Below are 23,807 nucleotides of genomic sequence, written 5' to 3' on the forward strand. Positions count from 1 at the left end.
TCTCTGTCCTGCTGCTGAGCGGACGACCAGGTTCGAACTGGCGACCTCAACCTTGGCAAGGTTGCGCTCTACCAACTGAGCTACGTCCGCATGCGCCGTAGCGCTGGCACCACTATACCCAACCTCGCTCCCGTGCGAGACGCACCGCGGTATGACGGTTCTCCGCTCCCAGCTTGGACGCCGCCGACGACAGATAGTTGCGCACCGTTCCCTGCGAGAGTGAGGCACGCTCGGCGATCTCTGCGATCGGTGCGCCGTCCGCTGCCAGTTCCAGTACCTCCACCTCGCGGGCCGTGAGGGGTGAGTCTCCCGCGGAGATCGCGTCAGCGGCCAACTCCGGGTCCACATAACGCCCTCCGGCCCGCACCGTCCGGATGATCTCCGCCAGCCGCTGCGCGGAAACGGTCTTCGGAACGAACCCCTTCACCCCGGCGGAGAGCGCCCTCTTGAGATGGCCGGGCCGCCCATGGCTGGTGACGATCATGCAGCGGCACTCGGGGAGTGCCCTCCGCAGGGATGTGGCCACGCTCACACCATCGGTGCCGGGCATCTGCAGGTCGAGCACCGCCACATCCGGCCGGTGCGCCCGTGCCATGGCGAGCGCTTCGGGGCCGGAAGCGGCTTCGGCCACGACCACAAGATCGTCCTCCAGCCCGAGCAACGCCGCGAGCGCTCCCCGGATGAGGTGCTCGTCGTCCGCGAGAAGCACCCGTATGGGCACGGAGGCCGGCGCTACGGGCGGCGATGTCGGGCTGTGCGCCGGTACGGATGGCGGCGGCGGGCTGTGCGTCGGTACGGGTGGCGACGTCGGGTCCTGCGTCGGTACGGGTGGGGTCCCTGGTGCGGACGCGGGCGGCGGGGCCGGTGTCGGTAGGGGTGTGGGTCCCGGCCCCGTTGCGTGCGGAGGGCCGACTGCCAGTACGGGTGCGGGTGTGGCTTGGGGCACGGGGGCCGATGAGGGGTGCGTCATGCGGTTGCCTCCCCGGTTGTCTCTCCGGCGGAGGCCGAGGCGGAGATGGGACCCGGATCGGTGGCGCGCGTGGTGGAGGTGGCCATGTGGGTGGGCATCTGCACGGGGGTGGCCGTGGGCGCGGGTAGGGAAGCGGTGGACATCGGGGTGGCGGCGGCCGTGGTGGCGGGGAGGGGAGTGGTGGTGGGCATTGGCGTGGTGGCGGGCAGGTCGGCGGTGGTTGGTGGGGTGGCGGACGAGCGGCGGGTGGCGGGCGTCTGTGGGGTGGCGGACGAGCGGTGCGTAGCGGGCGTCTGTGGAGTGGCGGGCGCCGGTGGGGTGGCAGACGGGTGGCCTGTCGTGGGCGTCGGAACGGGGGCGGTGGGGGGCGCCGCGGTTGCCGTCGTGGCCGCGGGCGCGGCCGCAGCAGTGGGCAGGGGCGTGGGGCTCGGCATGGTGGAGCTGGGCACGGGTGGGCTGGTGTCGGTCGGCTGTGGATTCGGCTCAGGGCGGTCCGGGCCGCCGGCCAGTGGGACCTCCGCGGCGAGCCGGAATCGGCCGCCGGGGGCCGGGCCGGCCGCCAGCGTCCCGTCCACAGCGGTCAGCCTCTCGCGCAGCCCGGCGAGCCCGGTGCCCGGCGTGGAACCGCTGCCGCTGCCTCCCGCCGCCGCTCCGTCGTTCTCGACCGTCAGGGTCGCTGCCGACGCCGACCTAGACACCGTGATGTCGCACCGCCGTGCATCTCCGTGGCGCAGCACATTGGTGGCAGCCTCCCGGACGACCCAGCCGAGTGCCGACTGCACATCCACGGGGAGTCCGCCCGGCGGCCCGGTGACGGTGCACTCGATGCCGGCCGCCTGCAACACGCCCTGGGCCCCGACCAGTTCCGTGGCGAGGTCCGCTCCGCGGTACCCCCGGACCACCTGGCGTACCTCCCGTTGCGCTTCGTGGGCCATGCGCTGGACCTCGGACATCTGGTCCACCGCCTCCGGCCGCCCCCGCCGGGCCAGTTGCACCGCCAGCTCGCTCTTGAGCGCCATCACGGCGAGATTGCGACCCATCACATCGTGCAGGTCCCGGCCGAACCGCAGGCGCTCCTCCGCGACCGCGAGCCGTGCCTCCACATCCTTGGTCTCGTGCAATTTCCACATCACGCCCAGATGCCAGGCCGAGCAACGGATGGCGGCGGCGACCCAGAAGGGGCCGCCCACCATGCAGGCCAGACAGGCAGCGAAGAGCGGCCGGTCGCCGCCGAGCAGGAGGACCGGTCCGCACACCATGGCCGCGGCGCCCAACTGCACCAGGACCGAAATCCGCTTCCGGACGATCAGACAGTGCGCCATCGTGAACGGAACCACGGTGGTACACAACTGCATCGGCAACCCGGGGACATTCCGTAGCCCCGCTTCCGAGGCGAGGGCCAGAACGGCTGTCAGGTCCGTCACCATCAGAGCCGCGCCCCAGGCCACCAGCCGCCGGGAGAGCCTGGACCAGCCCAGGTATTCGGCCAGGCCTCCGGAGACCAGCGAGGTGCAGAACACCCCCTGGGCGACCGCGAGAAGGCAGGACGCGGCGATCAGCGCGGCGGGCGCATCGGAGTGCCGGACCGGGCGCGTCACGCTGTACATCACCTGGAGAGTGGCGGCCAGCCACAGCAGCGCGTATATCGTCGCGCGCGAGTAGAGGTCGGCCTGCGCGAACGCGCCCCGCTTCCGCAACCCCCGTAGCCACTGCCTCACGTACCGCCTCTTCCCTCCGGCTCTCCGGCCGCACCCTGCACACCCCCTGCTGGGGTCTACCCGTCTTGGACTGCGCCGCCCGGTCTCCTCTCAGGCGCCGTCATCTCAGGCATCGTCCACCTCGGCGATCCCCGGACCACGCCACCTTGTCCCCGGATCCGCTGAGCCCCCGGATCCGCTGGTCCCCCGGCTCCCTTTCCCCGACACCCCCCCCGCCGGTCCGGGTCAGCGCCGGGGCTCCCAGCGGAACCACCGGCGTACAGCAAACACCGAGAGGACCGTCCAGGCCACCGCCGTCAGTACATGCCCCAGTGCTTCGTACGCGGACATCGATCCGGTCCAGGCGCCACGGACCAGCTCCACCACCGGGGTCAGCGGCAGCAGTTCGCACACCGATGCCAACCGGTCGGGGAATATCTCCAGCGGGACGAATACGCCCGACCCCTCCATCGACACCAGCATCAACGGGATGACCGTCAGCTGGGCGGCCTCGGCGGACTTGGTGACCCCCGCCGTCGCCGCGCCCAACGCGGTGAGCATCACGACGCCCAGGGCGACGCCCACGAGGAGCAGTTGGGGTGCGGGCGGCAGGCCCATGTCGAAGACCACTCCACAGCCCGCCGACAGGACCGCGCACTGCACCAGCGCGATGACTGCGGAGGGCAGGGACGCCCCGGCGAGTATCTCCGTGTCCCGCGCTTCTCCCGTGCGCAGCCGCTTGAGCACCAGCTGCTCACGGCGGACCACCAGCACCCCCACCACACCGTTGTACAGAGCGAAGAGCAGACCGAACCCGATGCCTCCGGGCAGCAGCACGGCCCCCGCCGTCAGCCCGGCCCTGTCCAGGGTCTTCTGGTCGATCGTCGACGAGATCACGAAAGTCATCGAGATGGGCAGCACCAGCATGGTGAAGAGCGACGCCTTGCTACGTCCCAGCAGGGTCAGTTCGGCACGGGCGAGCGCGAGCATCCGCCCCGTGCCGAGCGTCCCTACCCGCTCGCAGCCCGCCGACCCGGTGCCGGCCCCGGGACCGGCACCGGTCCCGGCCCCTCCCGTACGGGCGTCTGCTGTACGTCCCTCCGCTGCCTGTTCCTCTGCTGTCCGTCCCTCCACTGTCCGTCCCTCCACGCGTGCCCCCGTCGTGCTCACCGGGTGACCTCCTGCTTCTGTGCGATACCGAGAAACGCCTCTTCCAGCGAGGCCGACCGGACATCGAGCCCCCGCAGCTCGATCTCCTTGTCCCTGGCCCACAGGAGGAGTTCGGTCGCGGATCGCTGCAGTTCGTCGGTCCGCAGCTGTATGTTCCCGCCCGTGCGGACATACGTCCCCAGCGCCGGCAGGTCGCCGATCGCGACCCCTTCGGGCAGCGAGAAGGAGATGTGTGAGGGCTGGGCGGCCACCACCTCGTCCACCCGGCCCTCGGCCGCTATCCGCCCCTCGTGCAGGATCGCCAGCCGGTCGGCCAGCACCTCGGCCTCCTCCAGATAGTGCGTGGTCAGCAGGACCGTCGTACCGCCGTCGCGCAGCTCCCGCACCAACTCCCAGGTCTCTCTGCGCCCTTCGGCGTCCAGACCGGTCGTCGGCTCGTCGAGGAAGAGCACCTCGGGGCGCCCCAGAAGCGCCATCGCCAGGTCCAGCCGCCGCTTCTCGCCGCCGGACAGCTGCTTCACCCGTATGGCGGACCGCCCGCCGAGCCCCACCATCTCTATGGCTTCACCCACCGGCCGCGCCCTGCTGGTGCAGCCGGCCCACATCCGGACCGTCTCGGCCACGGTCAGCTCGGGGGAGAAGCCGCCCTCCTGGAGCATGACGCCGGTCCTCGGCCGGATGGCGGCGCGCTCACGGTACGGATCGTGCCCGAGCACGCGCACGCGGCCTCCGCTCGGTGGCGCCAGCCCCTCCAGGAGCTCCACTGTGGAGGTCTTTCCGGCGCCGTTCGTCCCCAGCAGGGCGAAGAGCTCCCCCGCGGCCACGGAGAAGGAGACACCGGCCACCGCCTCATAGCCGCCGGCATAGCTGCGCCGCAGGTCTGCGACCTCAATCACATCTGTCATGTGTCCAGGCTGCCCCCGGCCCGGCCCCCCGCCCGATGACATATGTCATCAGAACGGAGCGACCCGTCATCGGAGCGGATCGCCGGGAGACTCCCAGCCACGAGCCACGAGCCACGAGCCGTGAGTCGGGAGTCAATGAGCCAAGACGAGCCCGACCTCGTGAGGAGCGTGAGGAGATCGATTCCGCGGGGAAGCCCGGCCACACAGAGGAGACCGAAAACCAAGAAGTCCCCGATCGAATTCCGACCGGGGACTTCTCTTTCCTGCTGCTGAGCGGACGACCAGGTTCGAACTGGCGACCTCAACCTTGGCAAGGTTGCGCTCTACCAACTGAGCTACGTCCGCAGATTGCAGCCGACCGGCTTTTACCGGGCGGTGCGAACACCACTCTACCCGACAGTCCGAGTGGACCGGTCCGGAGAGTGATGCAGAGCGGGTGACAGGAATTGCACACTGCGCCTTCCCCCTGGAAGGGGGATGTTCTACTACTGAACTACACCCGCACGCTGCTTCGAACGGGGCCTTTCGGCCTCGCCCTTCGGCGTGCTCCAGACTCTAGCTGACCAGCAGGGGTGGAATGCAAGTCGGGCGCTCCGAGAGGGAGTCCGAGCACTCCGAGGGGCGGGGCCGGGCACTCCGGCACGGGGGCCGGGCATCCCCGGGAAGGGGGGCGCGAGCACCCGCCGGAAGGGGGCCCGGTCAGCCGAGAGCCGAGCACCCCGAGAAGAGTCCGCGTACTCCGGGAGCCTGAGGGAGCCGGTCACGGCCGCCGGCCGGACCGGGGCCGGTCAGCCGGCCGCGTTGAACGCCTCGTAGACCTTCTTCGGGATGCGCCCCCTGGCCGGTACCTCCATCTTGTTGGACCGGGCCCAGGCGCGTACGGCCGCCGGGTCGGGGGCCACCGAGGTGTGCCGGTAGGTCCTGCCCGACTTCGACTGCTTCCTGGCCACCTCCAGGAACGGGGCCAGTGACTTGCGCAGTTTCTTTGCATTGGCGGTATTGAGGTCGATCTCGTACGACTTCCCGTCGAGACCGAAGGCGACCGTTTCCGCCGCTTCTCCGCCGTCGATGTCGTCGGAGAGCGTGACCACTACTCGCTGAGCCACGGACTTCGGTCCTTTCCTTCGACATCCCCCGCGCCCGCACGTTGTCACGCGGATGCGCCACTGTGCTGACGTGCTGTGATGTCGGCCTTACGGCTGATTTTGAGTTACGCCAATTCCTTTGTACAGCGGAAGGCGTCGCATTGTGAAGCCCACCCAATTACATGCGCGTGTCCGAGTGCAATCCGCGAGGTGGATTTTTTCGAGGATTTTCCCCCGGTGTTGTGCCTGTTGCCGGTGCCGATATCTGAACGTGATCGGGCCGCTACGATATCTACCCGCGTAGATTCTCTGGGCAGGTAGTGTGATGGGACCGCCTTCGCACCACACACCGGGAGTGCCAGTGGCACGCGTCGTAGTCGACGTCATGCTCAAGCCGGAGATCCTCGACCCGCAGGGACAGGCGGTGCAGCGTGCACTGCCCCGTCTCGGCTTCGATGGAATCGCCGACGTCCGTCAGGGAAAGCGTTTCGAGCTGGAGGTCGATGGGCCGGTTGATGACGCCGCCCTCGCCCGTATCAACGAGCTCGCCGAAACGTTCCTCGCCAACACCGTCATCGAGGACTTCACCGTGAAGGTGGAGGCAGAGAAGTGACAGCTCGTATCGGAGTCGTCACTTTTCCGGGCACGCTCGACGACCGGGACGCGCTCCGCGCCGTACGGCTCGCAGGCGCCGAGCCCGTTTCGCTCTGGCACCGTGACAAGGGCATCCAGCAGGTCGACGCGGTCGTCCTCGCGGGTGGATTCTCGTACGGCGACTATTTGCGGGCCGGTGCCATCTCCCGCTTCTCGCCGGTGATGGGGACGATCATCGAGCAGGCGAAGGCCGGTCTTCCGGTCCTGGGTATCTGCAACGGTTTCCAGATCCTGACCGAGTCGCATTTGCTGCCGGGCGCGATGCTCCGGAACAACCATCTCCACTTCATCTGCCGCGACCAGAAGCTGCGCGTCGAGAACGCGGAGACCGCCTGGACCGCCGACTACACCGCAGGCCAGGAGATCTCCGTACCGCTCAAGAACATCGACGGCCGTTACGTGGCCGACGAGCGGGTGCTCGACGAGCTGGAGGCCGAGGGGCGGGTCGCTTTCCGCTATCTCGACGGCAACCCGAACGGTTCGCTCCGTGACATCGCGGGCGTCACCAACGCCGCGGGCAATGTGGTCGGTCTGATGCCGCACCCCGAGCACGCCGTGGAACCGCTGATCGGTACCGGGCGCACCGACGGCATCGGATTCTTCTCCTCGATTCTGAAGAAGCTGGTCAACGCATGACGACTGAACGAAACGAGAGCGCCGCCAAGGGCCGACTCGACACCGTCAAGCAGGCCGCCGCGACCCCCGAGGCCGACCAGCCCTGGAAGGAACTCGGCCTCAAGGAGGACGAGTACGCGCGGATCCGCGAGATCCTCGGCCGCCGTCCCACCGGCGCCGAGCTGGCCATGTACTCCGTGATGTGGTCCGAGCACTGCTCGTACAAGAGCAGCAAGGTGCACCTCAAACAGTTCGGCGAGAAGGTCCCGGTCAACGACGCGATGCTCGTCGGCATCGGGGAGAACGCCGGTGTCGTGGACGTCGGACAGGGCTACGCGGTCACCTTCAAGGTCGAGTCGCACAACCACCCCTCGTACATCGAGCCCTACCAGGGCGCGGCGACCGGCGTCGGCGGCATCGTCCGCGACATCCTCGCCATGGGGGCCCGTCCGGTCGCCGTGGTCGACCCGCTGCGGTTCGGCGCGGCCGACCACCCCGACACTCGGCGGGTACTGCCGGGCGTGGTGGCCGGGATCGGCGGTTACGGCAACTGCCTCGGCCTGCCGAACATCGGCGGCGAGGTCGTCTTCGACCCCTGCTACCAGGGGAACCCGCTGGTCAACGCCGGCTGTATCGGTGTGATGAAGCACGAGGACATCCACCTCGCGAAGGCTTCGGGCACCGGCAACAAGGTCATCCTGTACGGCGCCCGCACCGGCGGCGACGGTATCGGCGGCGTCTCGGTCCTGGCGTCCGAGACGTTCGAGTCGACCGGTCCCGCGAAGCGTCCGGCCGTCCAGGTCGGTGACCCGTTCCAGGAGAAACTCCTCATCGAGTGCACCCTGGAGATCTTCAAGGAGAAGCTGGTCGCGGGCATCCAGGACCTCGGCGGCGCCGGGCTCTCCTGCGCCACGTCCGAGCTGGCGAGCGCCGGTTCCGGCGGGATGCGCGTCGAGCTGGACAGCGTCCCGCTGCGCGACTCCTCGCTCTCGCCCGAGGAGATCCTCATGAGCGAGTCGCAGGAGCGCATGTGCGCGATCGTCGAGCCGCAGCACGTCGAGCGGTTCATGGAGATCTGCGAGAAGTGGGATGTCATCGCCACCGACATCGGTGAGGTGACCGAGGGCTCGCAGCTGGAGATCTTCTGGCACGGCGAGCAGATCGTGGATGTGCCGCCGCGTTCGGTCGCCCATGAGGGACCCACGTACCACCGGCCCTTCGCCCGGCCGGACTGGCAGGACGCCCTCCAGGCGGACGACGCCAACAAGCTTCCCCGGCCCGGCACTCCGGCCGAGCTGCGGGAGCAGGTCCTGAAGCTCGTCGGGTCGCCGAACCAGGCGTCGAAGGCGTGGATCACCGACCAGTACGACCGTTTCGTGCAGGGCAACACGGTGCTCGCGATGCCCGAGGACGCGGGTGTGGTCCGGATCGACGAGGAGTCGAATCTGGGCGTGACGATGGCGACCGACGGAAACGGCCGGTTCGCGAAGCTGAACCCGTACGCGGGTGCGCAGCTGGCGCTGGCCGAGGCGTACCGCAACGTCGCGGCCACGGGCGCGAAGCCGCTCGCCATCTCGGACTGCCTGAACTTCGGCTCGCCCGAGGACCCGGCCGTCATGTGGCAGTTCGCGGAGGCCACCCGCGGGCTCGCGGACGGCTGTCTGGAGCTGGGGACCCCGGTCACCGGCGGCAATGTGTCGCTCTACAACCAGACGGGCGATGCGGCGATCCATCCGACGCCGGTCGTCGCGGTGCTCGGTGTGATCGACGACGTCAACCGGCGTACGCCGATGGCGTTCGCAGAGGAGGGCCAGCTGCTCTACCTCCTCGGCGACACCCGTGAGGAACTGGGCGGTTCGGCCTGGTCCCAGGTGGTCCACGACCATCTCGGCGGGGTGCCGCCCCGGGTGGACCTGGGGCGCGAGAAGCTGCTCGCTGAGATCCTGATCTCGGCGTCGCGCGACGGCATGATCGACGCCGCGCACGACCTGTCCGACGGCGGTCTGGTCCAGGCGGTCACCGAGTCCTGCCTGCGCGGCGGGAAGGGCGCGCGGCTGATCGTCCCCGACGGTCTCTCCGCCTTCACCTTCCTGTTCTCGGAGTCGGCGGGCCGCGCGGTCGTCTCGATCCCGCGCAGCGAGGAGCTCCGCTTCAACGACATGTGCGGGGCGCGGGGGCTGCCCGTCACCCGTATCGGTGTGGTGGACGGTGAGGAGATCGAGGTGCAGGGCGAGTTCAGCATCGCCCTGAGCGAGCTGAGGAGCGCTCACGAGGCCACGCTGCCGGCGCTGTTCGCCTGATCCCTTGCGGCGCAGAGTGACTGAGGCTCGCGGCGTCGCTCGCCCGAGCCGGGTGGTGTGACTGCGCGCTCGCGCAACAGGTCGGCCCCCAGGACCCGTTGTGGTCCTGGGGGCCGGTGCCGTCTGCGTCTCCGCCCCTCTGCCTCCACCCTTGCACCGGATTACGTACTTACGTAATTTTGACGTATGGAGCTTGGGGAACGGGTCGACGCGCTCGAACGGCGCCTCGACGCAATCGAGTCGGCGGGCGATGACGCCAACTCGCCACTGGACGGGGACTTCTGGGCCCTCGACGGACTGAAGCAACTGCTCGCCGGTGCCGGGGCCGCCGATGAGGGAGCAGGGGCGCCCGGAGGGGCCGTGCTCTTCACCGGTGCGGTCCAGCTGCCCACGGGCGAGCAGTACGAATGGCAGTACGGGGAGCCCACGGCGGACGTCCTGGAGGGCGACTGGCCCGCGGCGGCGGATTCGTTCGCCGCGCTCGGCCATACCGTTCGGCTCCGGCTGCTCCGCGAAATCCTGGACGGCCGACGGACTGCCTTGGCGCTGGCGGAGCTCGACGGGCTCGGCACCACGGGGCAGATCTACCACCACCTGCGTCAACTGAGCACCGCCGGCTGGCTGAGGACGTCCGGACGTGGCCGGTACGAGGTGCCCCCCGAGCGAATTGTTCCGTTGCTGGTGATGATGTCGGCCGCCCGGCCGTGAGGGCGCGGGCGGCCGTGCCGGATTCCGTCCGGCCTGATCAGTAGCCCGCGACGGCCTTCGGGTCGGCTCCGTGCGAGTTGCTCTGCCGCTGGCCCTCGATGACGAGGAAGATGAGCAGCACGATCCAGCCCACGAACGGGACGAGCAGGATGAAGATCCAGCCGCCCGACCTGCCGGTGTCGTGGAGGCGGCGTACGGTCACGGCGAGTGTCGGCAGCAGGACGGCGAGGCTGTAGATGCCGCTGAGCCAGGTGTTGTGCAGCAGAACCTCGGAGATGATCGCCAGCACGACGCTGATGATGATGCTGAACAGCGAGAACATCCAGTACTCCTTGCGGCGCGCGCGCCCGCTGAAGCCCACGTAGTTCTTGATCACATCGAGATACCAGTTCACTTCGGTCCCCCCAAAGTCGTACGGCGCGGCCCCCCGCGGTCGGGGGGCCGGACGGCAGAACTTATGTGGCTTGAAGTGGACGGGTCAAGGTATATCCGGCCCGAACTCCCTTACCGGCCACGCCGGTTCTGTACGTCCCGCGCCTGCGCGTACCCCGTTCCGGAACCTTCAGCCCCGCGTTGTCGGACCCGCCCTCTAGGCTCACTGTCATGCCGCCGTCCCAGAAGCGCGCCCGCCGCTACGACTTCGTCACCACCCGCACCGCCGTGCTGGCCCAGTTCGAGCAGGTGAGGAGCGCCGTGGGCGCGCTCACACCTGCCCAGCTCGCCCTGCCCACCCGGCTCGGCGACTGGACGGTGCGCGAGCTCGCCGCGCATCTCTCCATGGCTGTCGAGAGTGTCAGCCGCACGCTCGACGAGGAGGCGCCTGCCGCGCAGGAACTGACCCTGCTGGAGTGGCCGTTCGCGACAGCCCCCGTCGCGGACCGGATCTCCGAAGACGTCAGGGCCATCGCTGCCGCCTCGGCCCCGGCGGAGCTGCTCGACCGTACGGCGGCCCGGATCGCCGAGCGGCTGCCCGGAGCGGACGGTGAGCGGCTGCTCGCCACCCGGGTCGGTGCCATGCGGCTCTGCGACTATCTGGTCTCGCGCTGTGTGGAACTGGTCGTCCACACCGACGATCTGAACGAGGCCGCCGGGCTGGAGATCCCGTACGACCGTCAGGCCCTGGCCGCCTGCACCCGGCTCCTCGCGGACGCCCTCGCCGTCAAGGCCCCCGGCGCGTCGACGGAGGTGCGGATCCCGCCGTACGCCGTCGTGCAGTGCGTCGAGGGCCCCCGGCACACCCGCGGCACCCCGCCCAACGTGGTGGAGACCGACCCGCTCAGCTGGATCCGTCTGGCCACCGGGCGTACGGAGTGGGGGACGGCGGTCGACAGCGCGAAGGTCGCGGCGAGCGGCGAGCGTGCCGATCTCTCGGCGCTGCTTCCGGTCATGAGCTGAGCGGGCGGGCGGAGACGTCAGGCCCGGCCGGTCCTGTCGGTCCGGTCGGACGAGCAGCGGGGGAGGGGAACCGGACACCCCACCCGTCCCGTCCAACCGCCATGCACACGCAACGTACCGCCGTCGCCGCCCTGGCCCTCTTCGCGCTGGCCGCCTGCGGCACGGAAAAAGGATCAGCGGGTTCGAGCAGTCCGGCCGAGCCGGACGTCCCTCTCGCCGGGACCGGGTGGACCGTCGACAGTGTCTCGTCGGGCGGCACCCTCCGGAAGGCTCCGGCCGGTGCCGGCATCACATTCGAGAAGGGCCGGGTGAACGCCTCGTCCGGCTGCAACCACTTCAGCGCGCCCGTCACCGTCAAGGACGACACCGTCACCGTCGGGGCCGCCACCAGCACACTGATCGGCTGCCCGAAGAACCTGCGGAGCTACGAGACCGCTCTCCGTAAAACCCTCACCGGCAAGCTCGCCGTCCACATCGGCGGCGGGAAGCTCACTCTGCGTACAGAGAAGGGCGACTCCATGACCCTCTCCCGGAAGCCCGCGGAGCGGAACGCTCCGCTCGTCGGTACCGAGTGGAAGGTGGACGCGCTGACCGAGGGCGCGAGCGTTTCCACGCTTCCCCGGAGCACGTCGGGCACGGCGCGGCTGACGTTCGCCAAGGACGGATCCGTCCACGGAAAGCTGGGCTGCAACAGGGTCAGCGGTATGGCGAAGGTCACGGGGAGCACCGTCACCTTCGGGCGCCTCACCACCACCCGCATGATGTGCAAGGAGCCCGCCATGGCCCTGGAGAGGCACCTGCTCAAGGTGGTGCACGGGCCTGTTCACTACACGGTCAAGGGCCGCACCCTGACGCTCACGGCCCACGACGGAACCGGAATCCGCGCCACCGCATAACACCGCGTACCGGTCGGAAAGGACACCGGAAGGGGTGCCGGGAAGGATCCCCAATTCGGACCAGTGGTCGATCTCGCCTACACTCGGTGGCGTGCCTCGTGGTGATGGACGACTCAACCACGACCTGCTCCCCGGCGAGAAGGGCCCCCAGGACGCTTGTGGCGTCTTCGGTGTCTGGGCTCCGGGCGAAGAGGTCGCCAAGCTCACCTATTTCGGACTGTATGCCCTGCAGCACCGTGGACAGGAGTCCGCGGGCATCGCAGTGAGCAATGGGTCCCAGATCCTGGTCTTCAAGGACATGGGTCTGGTCTCACAGGTCTTCGACGAAACCTCTCTCAGCTCTCTCCAGGGCCATATCGCGGTGGGCCACGCCCGCTACTCCACCACCGGAGCCTCGGTGTGGGAGAACGCGCAGCCCACGTTCCGTGCCACCGCGCACGGCTCGGTGGCCCTCGGTCACAACGGCAACCTGGTCAACACGGTCCAGCTGGCCGCTCTCGTGGCCGACCTGCCCAAGGAGCACGGCCGCTCCACCCAGCTGGCCGCGACCAACGACACGGATCTGCTCACCGCGCTCCTCGCGGGCCAGACCGACGACGACGGCAAGCCCCTCACGATCGAGGAGGCCGCCCCCAAGGTGCTCCCCGAAGCCAAGGGCGCCTTCTCGCTCGTCTTCATGGACGAGCACACCCTCTACGCGGCCCGTGACCCGCAGGGCATCCGCCCCCTGGTCCTCGGCCGTCTGGAGCGCGGCTGGGTCGTGGCGTCGGAGTCCGCCGCCCTCGACATCTGCGGTGCGTCCTTCGTCCGCGAGGTCGAGCCCGGCGAGATGATCGCCATCGACGAGAACGGTCTGCGCACCGTCCGATTCGCAGAAGCGAAGCCCAAGGGCTGTGTCTTCGAGTACGTCTACCTGGCGCGCCCCGACACGGACATCGCCGGCCGGAACGTCTACCTCTCACGGGTCGAGATGGGCCGGAAGCTGGCCGCCGAGGCCCCGGCCGACGCCGACCTGGTGATAGCGACGCCCGAGTCGGGAACGCCCGCGGCGATCGGTTACGCCGAGGCCAGCGGGATTCCGTACGGCTCGGGCCTGGTCAAGAACGCCTACGTCGGCCGGACCTTCATCCAGCCGTCCCAGACGATCCGCCAGCTGGGTATCCGCCTCAAGCTCAACCCGCTGAAGGAAGTCATCCGCGGGAAGCGCCTGGTGGTCGTCGACGACTCGATCGTCCGCGGGAACACCCAGCGCGCCCTGGTCAAGATGCTCCGCGAGGCGGGCGCCGCCGAGATCCACGTCCGGATCTCCTCGCCGCCCGTGAAGTGGCCCTGCTTCTTCGGCATCGACTTCGCCACCAGAGCGGAGCTCATCGCCAACGGCATGTCCGTCGACGAGATCGCGACGTCCATGGGCGCCGACTCCCTCTCGTACATCTCCATCGACGGCATGATCGAGGCCACGACCATCGACAAGCCGGATCTCTGCCGCGCCTGCTTCGACGGCGTGTACCCGATGGACCTGCCCGACCCCGAGCTGCTCGGCAAACAGCTGCTGGAGACCGAGCTCGCGGCCGGACCGGCGAGTACCGCCGCCGCCGAAGCGCTCCGTCGGCCGTAAGCCCCGCTGCCCGACCCGCCCGCTGCCCGACCCGCCCGCAGTACGTCACGCCCGCAGTACGACACGAAAGTCCCAGAACCATGTCTGCTGAATCTTCCGAGCGCGCTCCGCACCAGGCCGCCGGTGCCAGCTACGCGGCTGCCGGCGTCGACATCGAAGCCGGTGACCGTGCCGTCGAGCTGATGAAGGAGTGGGTGCGGAAGACGCAGCGCCCCGAGGTCGCGGGCCTCGGCGGCCTCGGCGGCTTCGCCGGTCTCTTCGACGCCTCCGCCCTGAAGCGGTACGAGCGGCCGCTGCTCGCCTCCGCGACCGACGGCGTGGGCACGAAGGTCGACCTCGCCCGCAAGATGGGCGTGTACGACACGATCGGCCACGACCTCGTCGGCATGGTCGTGGACGACCTGGTCGTCTGCGGCGCCGAACCGCTCTTCATGACCGACTACATCTGCGTCGGCAAGGTGTTCCCCGAGCGTGTCGCCGCGATCGTGAAGGGCATCGCCGAGGGCTGTGTGCTGGCCGGCTGCTCATTGGTCGGCGGCGAGACCGCCGAACACCCCGGCCTGCTGGGCGAGGACGACTTCGATGTCGCGGGCGCCGGTACGGGCGTGGTCGAGGCGGACCGGCTGCTCGGCCCCGACCGGGTCCGCGAGGGCGACGCCGTGATCGCGATGGCGTCTTCCGGACTTCACTCGAACGGGTACTCGCTGGTGCGCCATGTCGTCTTCGACCGGGCCGGCTGGGCGCTGGACCGGGAGATCGCGGAGTTCGGCAGGACGCTCGGCGAGGAGCTGCTTGAGCCGACCAGGATCTACTCGCTGGACTGTCTGGCGCTGACCCGTACGACCGAGGTGCACGGCTTCAGCCACATCACAGGCGGCGGCCTCGCCAACAACCTGGCCCGGGTGATCCCGGACCATCTGTACGCCATGGTCGACCGTTCGACCTGGACGCCCGGCGCGGTCTTCGACGTCGTCGGCGGGGCCGGACAGGTCGAGCGCCTGGAGCTGGAGAAGACTCTGAACATGGGGGTCGGCATGATGGCCGTCGTGCCCGCCGATTCGGTGGACGCGGCGCTGGCGACCTTCGAGGACCGCGGCCTCGACGCCTGGGTCGCGGGAGAGATCACCGGACGCGGCGAGCACACCACAGGCGCCGGGCTGACCGGGGACTACGCCAAGTAGGCGGCCGGGCACGGTCCAGGGTGCGACGGGCCGGGTGGACAGCACTGAACCCGGTCCGAGGCGTGCGCCCTGGACCGGGTCAGAGTGACAGCGCTGCCGGAGGCGGCGCCGGTGACTGCGATGAGGTGTTGTACGTCAAGCGCCGCGGCGCTGAGACGAAGGACCGGACTCGTCGTCCTCGTCCTGATCCTCGTTATAACGATCCGCGTACTGTGCGTACGGGTCATCTTCCTCTTCGTCGTCCTCGAACGGCTCCGCGTTCGGTGGCTGACTCGTAGGAGATGCGCCCAGCTCATTGGCCAGACGTGACAGGTCGGTTCCGCCGCTGCTGTACTTCAGCTGGCGGGCGACCTTCGTCTGCTTGGCCTTTGCCCGGCCGCGCCCCATGGCTCGACCCCCTCGGTGACGGGGCTCGACGGCCCCAGAGTCTTGACACCCGTTCATGATTCGGAACGGACTCTCCGTAAAGAGTCCGGTCCGTAGGGCTTCAACGGTACCTGCTTCCGCGGCCATACGGTACGCCGCCCGCGGGAAGCGCCGCTTCACAGAACCGGCGAGGAGCCCCGTCCTCGCTGGTCAACTGCGATTTTAACCTCTTCTGGGCCGCCGACCCGCCGACGGGGGTGAGTCACGTCTCCCCGACAGCGGGTCAGCGGGTGTGTGCGGTCAGTGACCGGGGGTCGTGCGGGCCGCCGCCATGCGCTGCTCGGCGATCCGGTCGGCCGCCGCGGCCGGCGGAATGCCATCGTCATTTGCACGTGCGAAGATTGCTAGCGTGGTGTCGAAGATCTTCGCCGCCTTCGTCTTGCAGCGGTCGAAGTCGAAGCCGTGCAGCTCGTCGGCGACCTGGATGACCCCGCCGGCGTTCACCACGTAGTCCGGGGCGTAGAGGATGCCCCGGTCCGCGAGGTCCTTCTCGACACCGGGGTGGGCGAGCTGGTTGTTGGCCGCGCCGCACACCACCTTCGCGGTGAGCACGGGCACCGAGGCGTCGTTGAGCGCGCCGCCCAGGGCGCACGGAGCGTAGATGTCGAGCCCCTCGGTGCGGATCAGCGCCTCGGTGTCGGCGACCGCGGTGACCAGGCCCGGGTGGCTGCCCGTGACGCGGCGTACGGAGTCCTCCCGTACGTCCGTGACCACGACCTCCGCGCCCTCGGCCAGCAGATGGCCGACCAGATGGTGGCCGACCTTGCCGACGCCCGCGACTCCGACCCGGCGGCCGCGGAGCGAGGGGTCGCCCCACAGCTGCTGGGCGCTGGCCCGCATGCCCTGGTAGACGCCGAAGGCGGTCAGCACCGACGAGTCGCCCGCGCCGCCGTTCTCGGGGGAGCGGCCGGTGGTCCAGGCGCACTCGCGCGCGACCACGTCCATGTCCGCGACATAGGTGCCGACATCGCAGGCCGTCACGTAACGCCCGCCGAGCGAGGAGACGAACCGGCCGTAGGCCAGGAGGAGTTCGTCCGTCTTGATCAGCTCGGGGTCACCGATGATCACGGCCTTGCCGCCCCCGTGGTCCAGACCGGCCATGGCGTTCTTGTACGACATCCCGCGGGCGAGGTTCAGCGCGTCGGCGACGGCCGCCGCCTCGTTCGCGTACGGGTAGAAGCGCGTGCCGCCGAGGGCCGGGCCCAGGGCGGTGGAGTGGAGGGCGATCACGGCCTTGAGGCCGGAGGCACGGTCCTGGCAGAGGACGACCTGCTCGTGTCCGCCCTGTTCCGAGTGGAAGAGGGTGTGCAGCACATCAGCGGGAACGTCGGGGACAGGAACGCCGGTCATATCGGTCACGGTGGTGACTCCCAAGTACGAGGCGGCGGCCCTCTTACGGGTGGAGAGGGCCGAATGGCAGCAGATTAGGGCCTGCGCGTCCGAGGATCAGGCGCAGTGCCGAGGATCACCCCCTCGCGGAGCAGCGACATGGGACGATTCACCTTATGGCGGTGGTGTCCTCAGTGATCGTCCCCTATACGTCCTACCTGCGCGTGTACGAGCCCTTGGCGGCCTTTCCGGAGGCCGAGCGCGACCACTGGGCCCGCTACGCGCGGCGCAGCGAGCTGCCCACGGCGCAGGACGAACTCCGGCGTTCGCTGGCGGATCTGCTGCCGACGCCCCCGGTGGCCGTCCCGGTGCACGAGAGCGCCGACGCGTTCGTGGCCCTGCTGGACGGTGTGGTCTGTGTCTGTCCCTGGCGGACCAGGCTGCGCGGCTGGCAGGCGCTGGAGGCGATGGCGGCGCAGTATCCGCAGCCGGTGCTCGATGTGGTGCTCCCGCCGGTGGTGCGGTTGCAGGCAGCCGCGGACTACGAGCGCTGGCAGGAGCGGAACCCGGACGCGCGGCCATGGATCCGGACGACGGTCTGGCATGTGCCGGTGCGCTGGTTCACGCTCTTCGACGACGAGGAGCGGGAGTACGAGAAGGCCGGCCCCGGCGAGGGGGATGCCTCGGGGGCGCCGCCGGTCCTGCGGTACCGGACGCCGATGGTGCAGGCCAGGCGGCGGCTGGCGCGCTCGCTGAAGACGCTCAGGGAGCACTTCGAGGAGGGGCCGCTGACCGAGGGGCTTGTCGACGTCGGGAAGTGGCTGGAGGAGTTCCACCCGAGGTCGCTGGTCGAGCTCGACTACGGCGGTCTGGTGCACGCGCTCTCCGACGAACAGCTGGCGCAGGACCGGTCGGCCGCCGATGTGGCGGCCGCGGTGGCCGCGCTGCGCGCGGGCGACGAGGAGACCGCGGACGCCGCGTACGAGCGCCTCGCGGACCGCTGGCGTGCCGTCCGGGCCCGGCAGACCGCGAACTGACGGAGCCGGGTGCCGGGCGCCGGGCGCGGGACGGGGCGGGACCGGGCCGGGGCGGCCGTGGGGCCGGGGCGCGGCGGTGCGGCCGGGGCGTGGGCGGGGCTTCCGTGTCCCGCGGGCAGGGCATGATCGTACGAAGGGTCCTTGGTCCTGATCCGGGCCTTTAAGTCAAGCGTGACGGACCGCACTAACCGGGGCCTTGCGCCCATCCCCCACTGTCGTGTCAAAATAGGACAAGGAGTCCGGGGAGGGCTCCGTCCGTCCAAGTAAGGGCGGATTCCTCGGCATTGCACTCTATGGGGGGTCTGATGACTCCTGATGACCATGTGACTGATCGTCACTGGGGCGTGACTGTCCGCTATGGCATGGTCCATCGGGCTTCGGCCGTTGATGAGCGCCTGAGAGGGCAATTCCATCGGTTTGGCCGACGTGGCTGGACGGATGGTGTAGTTGTAGTGCCGAAGACAAGCCGTTCGTCCTATAACCGACTCGGCCCGTGTCCGCCATTTCGGGCAACGCGGGTCAAGGTGCAGAATTTAGAGGAAAGAACCGAGATGGTTCGGTTCTCCCGAGGAGGCCGCTCATGACCGCTCGCACCCCTGATGCCGAGCCGCTGCTGACCCCGGCTGAGGTTGCCACGATGTTCCGCGTGGACCCGAAGACGGTCACCCGCTGGGCGAAGGCGGGCAAGCTCACGTCCATCCGAACGCTGGGTGGGCATCGCCGGTACCGCGAGGCAGAGGTCCGTGCTCTGCTCGCGGGTATTCCGCAGCAGCGCAGCGAGGCCTGAACAACCTAATAAACCGGGGCGTTTTCGGGTCCCCCAACCCGATTCGGCCCGTTACAGCTCCACTTGACGGCAGTCCGCCCCAACGGACTACCGTTTTTGATCGCGCTGGACTCCGCCGGGTCCAGCGCGATCTTTTTTGTGTGCCGGGCCGCGCGGGGCGGCGCGAGGCTGTCGCGCCCAGGCCGCCGGCCGGTTGCCGGGGGCTCGCACGGGGCCGTCTGCCGGGCTCCCAGGGCCTGTTGAGGGGCGTCCGATTCCGCCCTGTCGTCCCGTTGTCGGTGCGTCGGTGGAGGCTCAGCGTGTGCCACCGGTTACGTCTCGCACAGCAGTGCAATTGCACATATTAAATGGGGCAGTTGTAGGGAGGGGTTAAGTTCACTCCTTTTCAAAAATATTTCAGTGACACCCGTCACATAGCGGAGCACTTGCCAAACCCGAGCCTGTCACGGAAAGACCCTGCGAGCCGCATGGTTCAGCGGCGCGCCGGTGGGGTGTCTTCCCCGGGATCGGGCGGCTCCATGGCGAGCCGCAGCAGCCGGTGGCAGACCGCGCAGTGCCGGGTGAGGTGGCGGTGGCTCACAGCGGCCGCCAGATGGGCGCGCAGCAGCGCCCGGGTCTCGTGTCGCGCCGCAGCCGCCATACGCCGACCTCCTGCCGCCCTGGGGCCCTGACGCTCTCCGGGCCCTGCTGTCTGGGTACCCGTGGGCGGGACGCGCCGTCAAGACGCGTGCGGGGCCGGGCCGTGGGGCCGCTCCGGGGAGCCCGTCCGGCACGGCGCAGCAGAAGGGCCCGCATCCGGCGAGGATGCGGGCCCTTCTGCTCACTGCTTACTGCGGTCCTGACGGGATTTGAACCCGCGGCCTCCACCTTGACAGGGTGGCGAGCACTCCAAACTGCTCCACAGGACCAGGTTTCGCAGCCATGCCGTACGAGAGACTCGCGCGGTTGTTCTCGCTTGGCTGCGAGACAGACTGTACAGGAGGTCAGGCCCCCCGGTCGAACTGGCTGTGGAGCGGCCAGGGACCGGGCTGCGGACCGCTCAGCGGACCCCGGCGACCACCGCGTCGATCGCCTTCACGATGCGCTTGTCCGAGACCGTCTGCGCCGTACCGAGGGCGTGCGCGAAGTAGCTCACCCGCAGCTCCTCGATCATCCAGCGGATGTCCAGCGCCTCCTTGGGCACCGGCCGCCCCTGCGGCAGCTGCTCCAGGAGCCAGGCGTACTCGTCCTGCATCTCGTGGACCTTCTCCATCCGCGTGGTGTCGCGCTGGACGGCGGTCGGCATCTGCTGGAGACGGCGGTCGGCCGCGACCAGATAGCGCATCAGGTCCGGCAGCCTGCGCAGCCCGGTGGCGGTGACGAAGCCCGGCTTCACGAGCGTCGCCAACTGGGTGCGTACATCCGCCAGGTTGGCGACCAGCACCAGGCTGCTGGTCGACTTCAGCCGGCGCTCCGCCGCCTGCCAGGCCGCCAGGATCTGCTGCACCTGGTCGACCGTCCTGATGGTCGTCTCGACCAGGTCGGCGCGCACCTTCTCGTACAGCGTGCGGTACGACGCCTCGTCCCAGGCGGGCCCGCCGTGGTCGGCGATCAGCTGGTCAGCAGCGGCCATGGCGCAGTCCTCGAAGAGCGCCTGGACCGAGCCGTGCGGGTTGCGGGACAGGGCGAGCTTCGCCTGGTTGCTGAGCCGGTCGGACGCGAACTTGGCGGGGTTCACCGGGATGTTGAGCAGGATGAGCCTGCGGGTGCCCCGCCACATCGACTGCTGCTGCTCGGCCTGGGTGTCGAAGAGCCGTACGGAGACGCTGTCGCCCGCGTCGACCAGGGCGGGGAAGGCGCGGACCGGCTGGCCGGCCCTCCTGGTCTCGAAGACGCGGGAGAGCGTGCCGACCGTCCAGTCGGTGAGGCCCGTGCGCTCGACCGACTCGCCGGCCGGGCCCGCCGTCGCCGCTGCCGCCTTGGAGATCGCCTGGCGGGCCTTGGGGCGCAGCCGGAGCTTCAGCGCTTCCAGGTCCTTGTCCTCGGCCACCTTGCGGCGCCGCTCGTCCACGATCCGGAAGGTGATCTTGAGGTGGTCGGGTACCCGGGAGAGGTCGAAGTCCTCCGCCGCGACCGGGACGCCGACCATGCGCTGGAGCTCGCGGGCGAGCGTCAGCTCCAGCGGCTCCTGGAGGGGCACCGCGCGGTCCAGGAACGCGCCCGCGTAGTTCGGCGCCGGGACGTAGTGGCGGCGGACCGGCTTGGGCAGGGACCGGATCAGCTCGGTGACCACTTCCTCGCGCAGCCCCGGGATCTGCCAGTCGAAGCCGTCTGGCGTGACCTGGTTGAGCACCTGGAGCGGGATGTGGACCGTGACGCCGTCCGCGTCGGCGCCCGGCTCGAACTGGTACGTCACCCGGAACTTGAGCTTTCCCTGCCGCCAGGAGTCCGGGTAGTCGTCCTTGGTGACGGCTCCGGCCTTCTCGGTGACCAGCATCGAGCGCTCGAAGTCGAGTGCCTCCGGCTCGTCCCGCTTCTTCTTCTTCCACCAGGAGTCGAAGTGGGCGCCGGACACGACGTGTTCGGGGATCCGGCCGTCGTAGAAGTCGAAGAGCGTCTCGTCGTCCACCAGGATGTCGCGGCGGCGCGCGCGGTGTTCCAGCTCCTCCACCTCGGCGAGGAGCTTGCGGTTGGCCGCGAAGAACTTGTGGTGGGTACGCCAGTCACCCTCGACCAGTGCGTTGCGAATGAAAAGTTCCCGGCTGATCTCTGGGTCGATCCGGCCGTAGTTGATCTTGCGCTGGGCGACGATCGGGACGCCGTACAGCGTGACCCGCTCGTACGCCATCACCGCCGCCTGGTCCTTCTCCCAGTGCGGCTCGCTGTAGGTGCGCTTCACCAGGTGCTGGGCGAGCGGTTCGATCCACTCCGGCTCGACCTTGGCATTGACCCTGGCCCACAGCCGTGAGGTCTCCACCAGCTCGGCGGACATGATGAAACGCGGCTGCTTCTTGAAGAGCGCCGAGCCGGGGAAGATCGCGAACTTGGCGTTGCGGGCGCCCAGATACTCGTTCTTCTCGGTGTCCTTGAGCCCGATGTGCGAGAGCAGCCCGGCCAGCAGCGAGGTGTGCACCGCCTGTTCGGGTGCGTCCTCCTCGTTCAGCCGGATGCCCATGGTCCTGGCGACCGAGCGCAGCTGCGCGTAGATGTCCTGCCACTCGCGGATCCGCAGGAAGTTCAGATACTCCTGCTTGCACATCCGGCGGAAGCTGGAGGAGCCGCGCTCCTTCTGCTGGTCGCGGAGGTAGCGCCAGAGGTTGAGGAAGGCCAGGAAGTCGGAGGTCTCGTCCTTGAAGCGGGCGTGCTGCTGGTCGGCCTGGGTCTGCTTCTCGGCCGGGCGCTCGCGCGGGTCCTGGATGGAGAGCGCGGCGGCGATGACCATCACCTCGCTCACACAGCCGTTCCGGTCGGCCTCCAGGACCATCCGGGCCAGCCGCGGGTCCACGGGCAGCTGGCTGAGCTTGCGCCCCTCCTGGGTGAGCCGCCGCTTGGGGTCCTTCTCCTTGGGGTCCAGCGCGCCGAGTTCCTGGAGCAGCTGGACGCCGTCGCGGATGTTGCGGTGGTCGGGCGGGTCGATGAAGGGGAACTTCTCGATGTCGCCGAGACCGGCCGCGGTCATCTGGAGGATGACGGACGCCAGGTTGGTACGGAGGATCTCCGGGTCGGTGAACTCCGGGCGGGTGAGGAAGTCGTCCTCCGCGTACAGCCGGATGCAGATGCCGTCCGACGTACGGCCGCAGCGGCCCTTGCGCTGATTGGCACTGGCCTGCGAGATCCGCTCGATGGGCAGCCGCTGGACCTTGGTGCGGTGGCTGTAGCGGGAGATACGGGCGGTGCCCGGGTCGATCACGTACTTGATGCCGGGGACGGTCAGCGAGGTCTCGGCGACGTTGGTGGCGAGCACCACCCGTCTGCCGCCGCCCTGCGGGCGCTGGAAGACCCGGTGCTGCTCGGCGTGGGAGAGCCGCGCATACAGCGGGAGCACCTCGGTGCGGCGCAGGTTCCGTTTGTTCAGGGCGTCGGCGGTGTCCCGGATCTCGCGCTCGCCGGAGAGGAAGACCAGCACATCGCCCGATCCCTCGCCCTGGAGTTCGTCGACCGCCTCGCAGACCGCGGTGATCTGGTCCCGGTCGCCCTCGTCGCCCTCCTCCTCCAGGAGCGGGCGGTAGCGCACCTCGACCGGGTACGTACGGCCGCTGACCTCGACCACCGGGGCGTCGCCGAAGTGCCGGGCGAAGCGCTGCGGGTCGATGGTGGCCGAGGTGATGACGACCTTCAGATCCGGGCGCTTCGGCAGCAGCTGGGCCAGGTATCCCAGCAGGAAGTCGATGTTCAGTGACCGCTCGTGGGCCTCGTCGATGATGATCGTGTCGTACGCGCGCAGTTCGCGGTCCGTCTGGATCTCGGCGAGGAGGATGCCGTCCGTCATCAGCTTGATGAAGGTGGCGTCCTGGTCGACCTGGTCGGTGAAGCGGACCTTCCAGCCGACCGCCTCGCCCAGCGGGGTGTTCATCTCGTCCGCGATGCGCTCGGCGACCGTGCGCGCGGCGATCCGGCGGGGCTGGGTGTGGCCGATCATGCCCCGGACGCCGCGCCCCAGCTCCAGACAGATCTTCGGGATCTGGGTGGTCTTGCCCGACCCGGTCTCACCGGCGACGATCACCACCTGGTGATCCCGTATCGCCTCGGCGATCTCGTCCTTCTTCCGGCTGACCGGAAGCTGCTCGGGGTAGCTGACGGCGGGCACCCGGGCGGCCCTGCCCGCCATGCGGGCGGCGGACTTCTCCGCGGCGCCGGCGATCTGGTCCAGCGCGGCCTGCCGGGCCTCTGGCTTACGGATACGGCGGGCGCCCTCCAGGCGTCGGCCGAGCCGGTGCGCGTCGCGCAGCGACAGCTCGTTGAGCGTGGCCTGGATATCAGCGAAGGAAGTAGACATACCTGATCCAGGATCTCACCCTGCGCAACCCGCTGGCGAACGGATTTGACTGCCCAGGT

At 69.3% G+C, this 23,807-nt stretch carries 20 protein-coding genes and 4 tRNA genes; 10 read left to right on the forward strand and 14 right to left on the reverse strand.

Annotated elements, in window-relative coordinates; genetic code table 11:
- Window positions 1–17: 17 nt before the first annotated feature.
- The 8 genes from ACFXBC_RS16565 to ACFXBC_RS16600 form a co-directional block, all read right to left on the reverse strand.
- Window positions 18–90 (reverse strand) — tRNA-Gly (locus tag ACFXBC_RS16565).
- A 22-nt stretch (window positions 91–112) separates the two neighbouring features.
- Window positions 113–721 (reverse strand): response regulator, encoded by a 609-nt coding sequence (locus ACFXBC_RS16570; protein WP_385024139.1) that lies wholly within the window; start codon window positions 719–721, stop codon window positions 113–115.
- Between the two features lie 245 nt (window positions 722–966).
- On the reverse strand, window positions 967–2,688 hold the full coding sequence (locus tag ACFXBC_RS16575; RefSeq protein ID WP_385024141.1) for a sensor histidine kinase: 1,722 nt from the start codon (window positions 2,686–2,688) through the stop codon (window positions 967–969).
- Between the two features lie 225 nt (window positions 2,689–2,913).
- Entirely contained in the window at window positions 2,914–3,657 is a 744-nt protein-coding gene (locus ACFXBC_RS16580; protein ID WP_385024213.1) for an ABC transporter permease, read from the reverse strand.
- A 176-nt stretch (window positions 3,658–3,833) separates the two neighbouring features.
- The gene (locus ACFXBC_RS16585) at window positions 3,834–4,742 is read right to left on the reverse strand and encodes an ABC transporter ATP-binding protein (RefSeq protein WP_385024143.1); all 909 of its coding nucleotides are present in this window, start codon (window positions 4,740–4,742) and stop codon (window positions 3,834–3,836) included.
- Window positions 4,743–5,014: 272 nt separating this feature from the next.
- A tRNA-Gly gene (locus ACFXBC_RS16590) sits at window positions 5,015–5,087 on the reverse strand.
- A gap of 86 nt (window positions 5,088–5,173) precedes the next feature.
- Window positions 5,174–5,245 (reverse strand) — tRNA-Gly (locus ACFXBC_RS16595).
- Between the two features lie 285 nt (window positions 5,246–5,530).
- Window positions 5,531–5,848 carry an Lsr2 family protein gene (locus tag ACFXBC_RS16600; RefSeq protein WP_385024145.1) on the reverse strand — a complete coding sequence of 106 codons (318 nt, stop codon included), beginning with the start codon at window positions 5,846–5,848 and terminating at the stop codon, window positions 5,531–5,533.
- A gap of 340 nt (window positions 5,849–6,188) precedes the next feature.
- On the opposite strand from ACFXBC_RS16600, the gene purS reads away from it, so the two are divergent.
- The 4 genes from purS (at window position 6,189) to ACFXBC_RS16620 (ending at window position 10,104) form a co-directional block, all read left to right on the forward strand.
- Window positions 6,189–6,440 carry a phosphoribosylformylglycinamidine synthase subunit PurS gene (purS, locus tag ACFXBC_RS16605; protein WP_385024147.1) on the forward strand — a complete coding sequence of 84 codons (252 nt, stop codon included), beginning with the start codon at window positions 6,189–6,191 and terminating at the stop codon, window positions 6,438–6,440.
- On the forward strand, window positions 6,437–7,117 hold the full coding sequence (gene purQ / locus ACFXBC_RS16610) for a phosphoribosylformylglycinamidine synthase subunit PurQ (protein WP_385024149.1): 681 nt from the start codon (window positions 6,437–6,439) through the stop codon (window positions 7,115–7,117). The genes purS and purQ overlap by 4 nt, the downstream gene beginning before the upstream one ends.
- Window positions 7,114–9,396 carry a phosphoribosylformylglycinamidine synthase subunit PurL gene (gene purL / locus ACFXBC_RS16615; protein ID WP_385024151.1) on the forward strand — a complete coding sequence of 761 codons (2,283 nt, stop codon included), beginning with the start codon at window positions 7,114–7,116 and terminating at the stop codon, window positions 9,394–9,396. The genes purQ and purL overlap by 4 nt, the downstream gene beginning before the upstream one ends.
- A 186-nt stretch (window positions 9,397–9,582) precedes the next feature.
- Entirely contained in the window at window positions 9,583–10,104 is a 522-nt protein-coding gene (locus ACFXBC_RS16620) for an ArsR/SmtB family transcription factor (RefSeq protein WP_385024153.1), read from the forward strand.
- Window positions 10,105–10,141: 37 nt separating this feature from the next.
- Here ACFXBC_RS16620 and ACFXBC_RS16625 read toward each other — a convergent pair whose 3' ends face one another.
- Window positions 10,142–10,498, reverse strand: coding sequence for a DUF805 domain-containing protein (locus ACFXBC_RS16625; protein WP_385024155.1), 357 nt, complete (start codon window positions 10,496–10,498; stop codon window positions 10,142–10,144).
- A gap of 209 nt (window positions 10,499–10,707) precedes the next feature.
- Here ACFXBC_RS16625 and ACFXBC_RS16630 point away from each other — a divergent pair, with 209 nt between their 5' ends.
- The 4 genes from ACFXBC_RS16630 (at window position 10,708) to purM (ending at window position 15,194) form a co-directional block, all read left to right on the forward strand.
- A complete protein-coding gene (locus ACFXBC_RS16630; protein ID WP_385024157.1) occupies window positions 10,708–11,499 on the forward strand; it encodes a sterol carrier family protein in 792 nt (263 codons plus the stop codon).
- 101 nt (window positions 11,500–11,600) lie between these two features.
- Window positions 11,601–12,395: an META domain-containing protein gene (locus ACFXBC_RS16635; protein ID WP_385024159.1), complete on the forward strand. Its 795-nt coding sequence runs from the start codon at window positions 11,601–11,603 to the stop codon at window positions 12,393–12,395.
- Between the two features lie 91 nt (window positions 12,396–12,486).
- Window positions 12,487–14,013: an amidophosphoribosyltransferase gene (purF, locus tag ACFXBC_RS16640; RefSeq protein WP_385024161.1), complete on the forward strand. Its 1,527-nt coding sequence runs from the start codon at window positions 12,487–12,489 to the stop codon at window positions 14,011–14,013.
- Window positions 14,014–14,093: 80 nt separating this feature from the next.
- Entirely contained in the window at window positions 14,094–15,194 is a 1,101-nt protein-coding gene (gene purM / locus ACFXBC_RS16645; RefSeq protein WP_385024163.1) for a phosphoribosylformylglycinamidine cyclo-ligase, read from the forward strand.
- Window positions 15,195–15,329: 135 nt separating this feature from the next.
- On the opposite strand, the gene ACFXBC_RS16650 is transcribed toward purM, so the two are convergent.
- Window positions 15,330–15,581: a DUF3073 domain-containing protein gene (locus ACFXBC_RS16650; protein WP_164263978.1), complete on the reverse strand. Its 252-nt coding sequence runs from the start codon at window positions 15,579–15,581 to the stop codon at window positions 15,330–15,332.
- A gap of 279 nt (window positions 15,582–15,860) precedes the next feature.
- On the reverse strand, window positions 15,861–16,970 hold the full coding sequence (locus tag ACFXBC_RS16655; RefSeq protein WP_385024166.1) for a Leu/Phe/Val dehydrogenase: 1,110 nt from the start codon (window positions 16,968–16,970) through the stop codon (window positions 15,861–15,863).
- Window positions 16,971–17,125: 155 nt separating this feature from the next.
- Here ACFXBC_RS16655 and ACFXBC_RS16660 point away from each other — a divergent pair, with 155 nt between their 5' ends.
- Entirely contained in the window at window positions 17,126–17,986 is an 861-nt protein-coding gene (locus ACFXBC_RS16660) for a hypothetical protein (RefSeq protein ID WP_385024168.1), read from the forward strand.
- A 580-nt stretch (window positions 17,987–18,566) separates the two neighbouring features.
- Entirely contained in the window at window positions 18,567–18,773 is a 207-nt protein-coding gene (gene bldC / locus ACFXBC_RS16665; RefSeq protein WP_003949541.1) for a developmental transcriptional regulator BldC, read from the forward strand.
- A 472-nt stretch (window positions 18,774–19,245) separates the two neighbouring features.
- On the opposite strand, the gene ACFXBC_RS16670 is transcribed toward bldC, so the two are convergent.
- The 3 genes from ACFXBC_RS16670 to hrpA all read right to left on the reverse strand — a co-directional run bounded on the left by ACFXBC_RS16670 (window position 19,246) and on the right by hrpA (window position 23,748).
- Window positions 19,246–19,413, reverse strand: a complete 168-nt coding sequence (locus ACFXBC_RS16670; RefSeq protein WP_385024170.1) for a DUF6274 family protein — start codon at window positions 19,411–19,413, stop codon at window positions 19,246–19,248.
- Between the two features lie 193 nt (window positions 19,414–19,606).
- A tRNA-Asp gene (locus ACFXBC_RS16675) sits at window positions 19,607–19,681 on the reverse strand.
- Between the two features lie 131 nt (window positions 19,682–19,812).
- Window positions 19,813–23,748: an ATP-dependent RNA helicase HrpA gene (gene hrpA, locus ACFXBC_RS16680; RefSeq protein WP_385024172.1), complete on the reverse strand. Its 3,936-nt coding sequence runs from the start codon at window positions 23,746–23,748 to the stop codon at window positions 19,813–19,815.
- Between the last annotated feature and the right edge of the window lie 59 nt (window positions 23,749–23,807).

Origin of the sequence: Streptomyces sp. NPDC059398 (assembly GCF_042751845.1) — a bacterium.
Classification (GTDB): Bacteria; Actinomycetota; Actinomycetes; order Streptomycetales; family Streptomycetaceae; genus Streptomyces.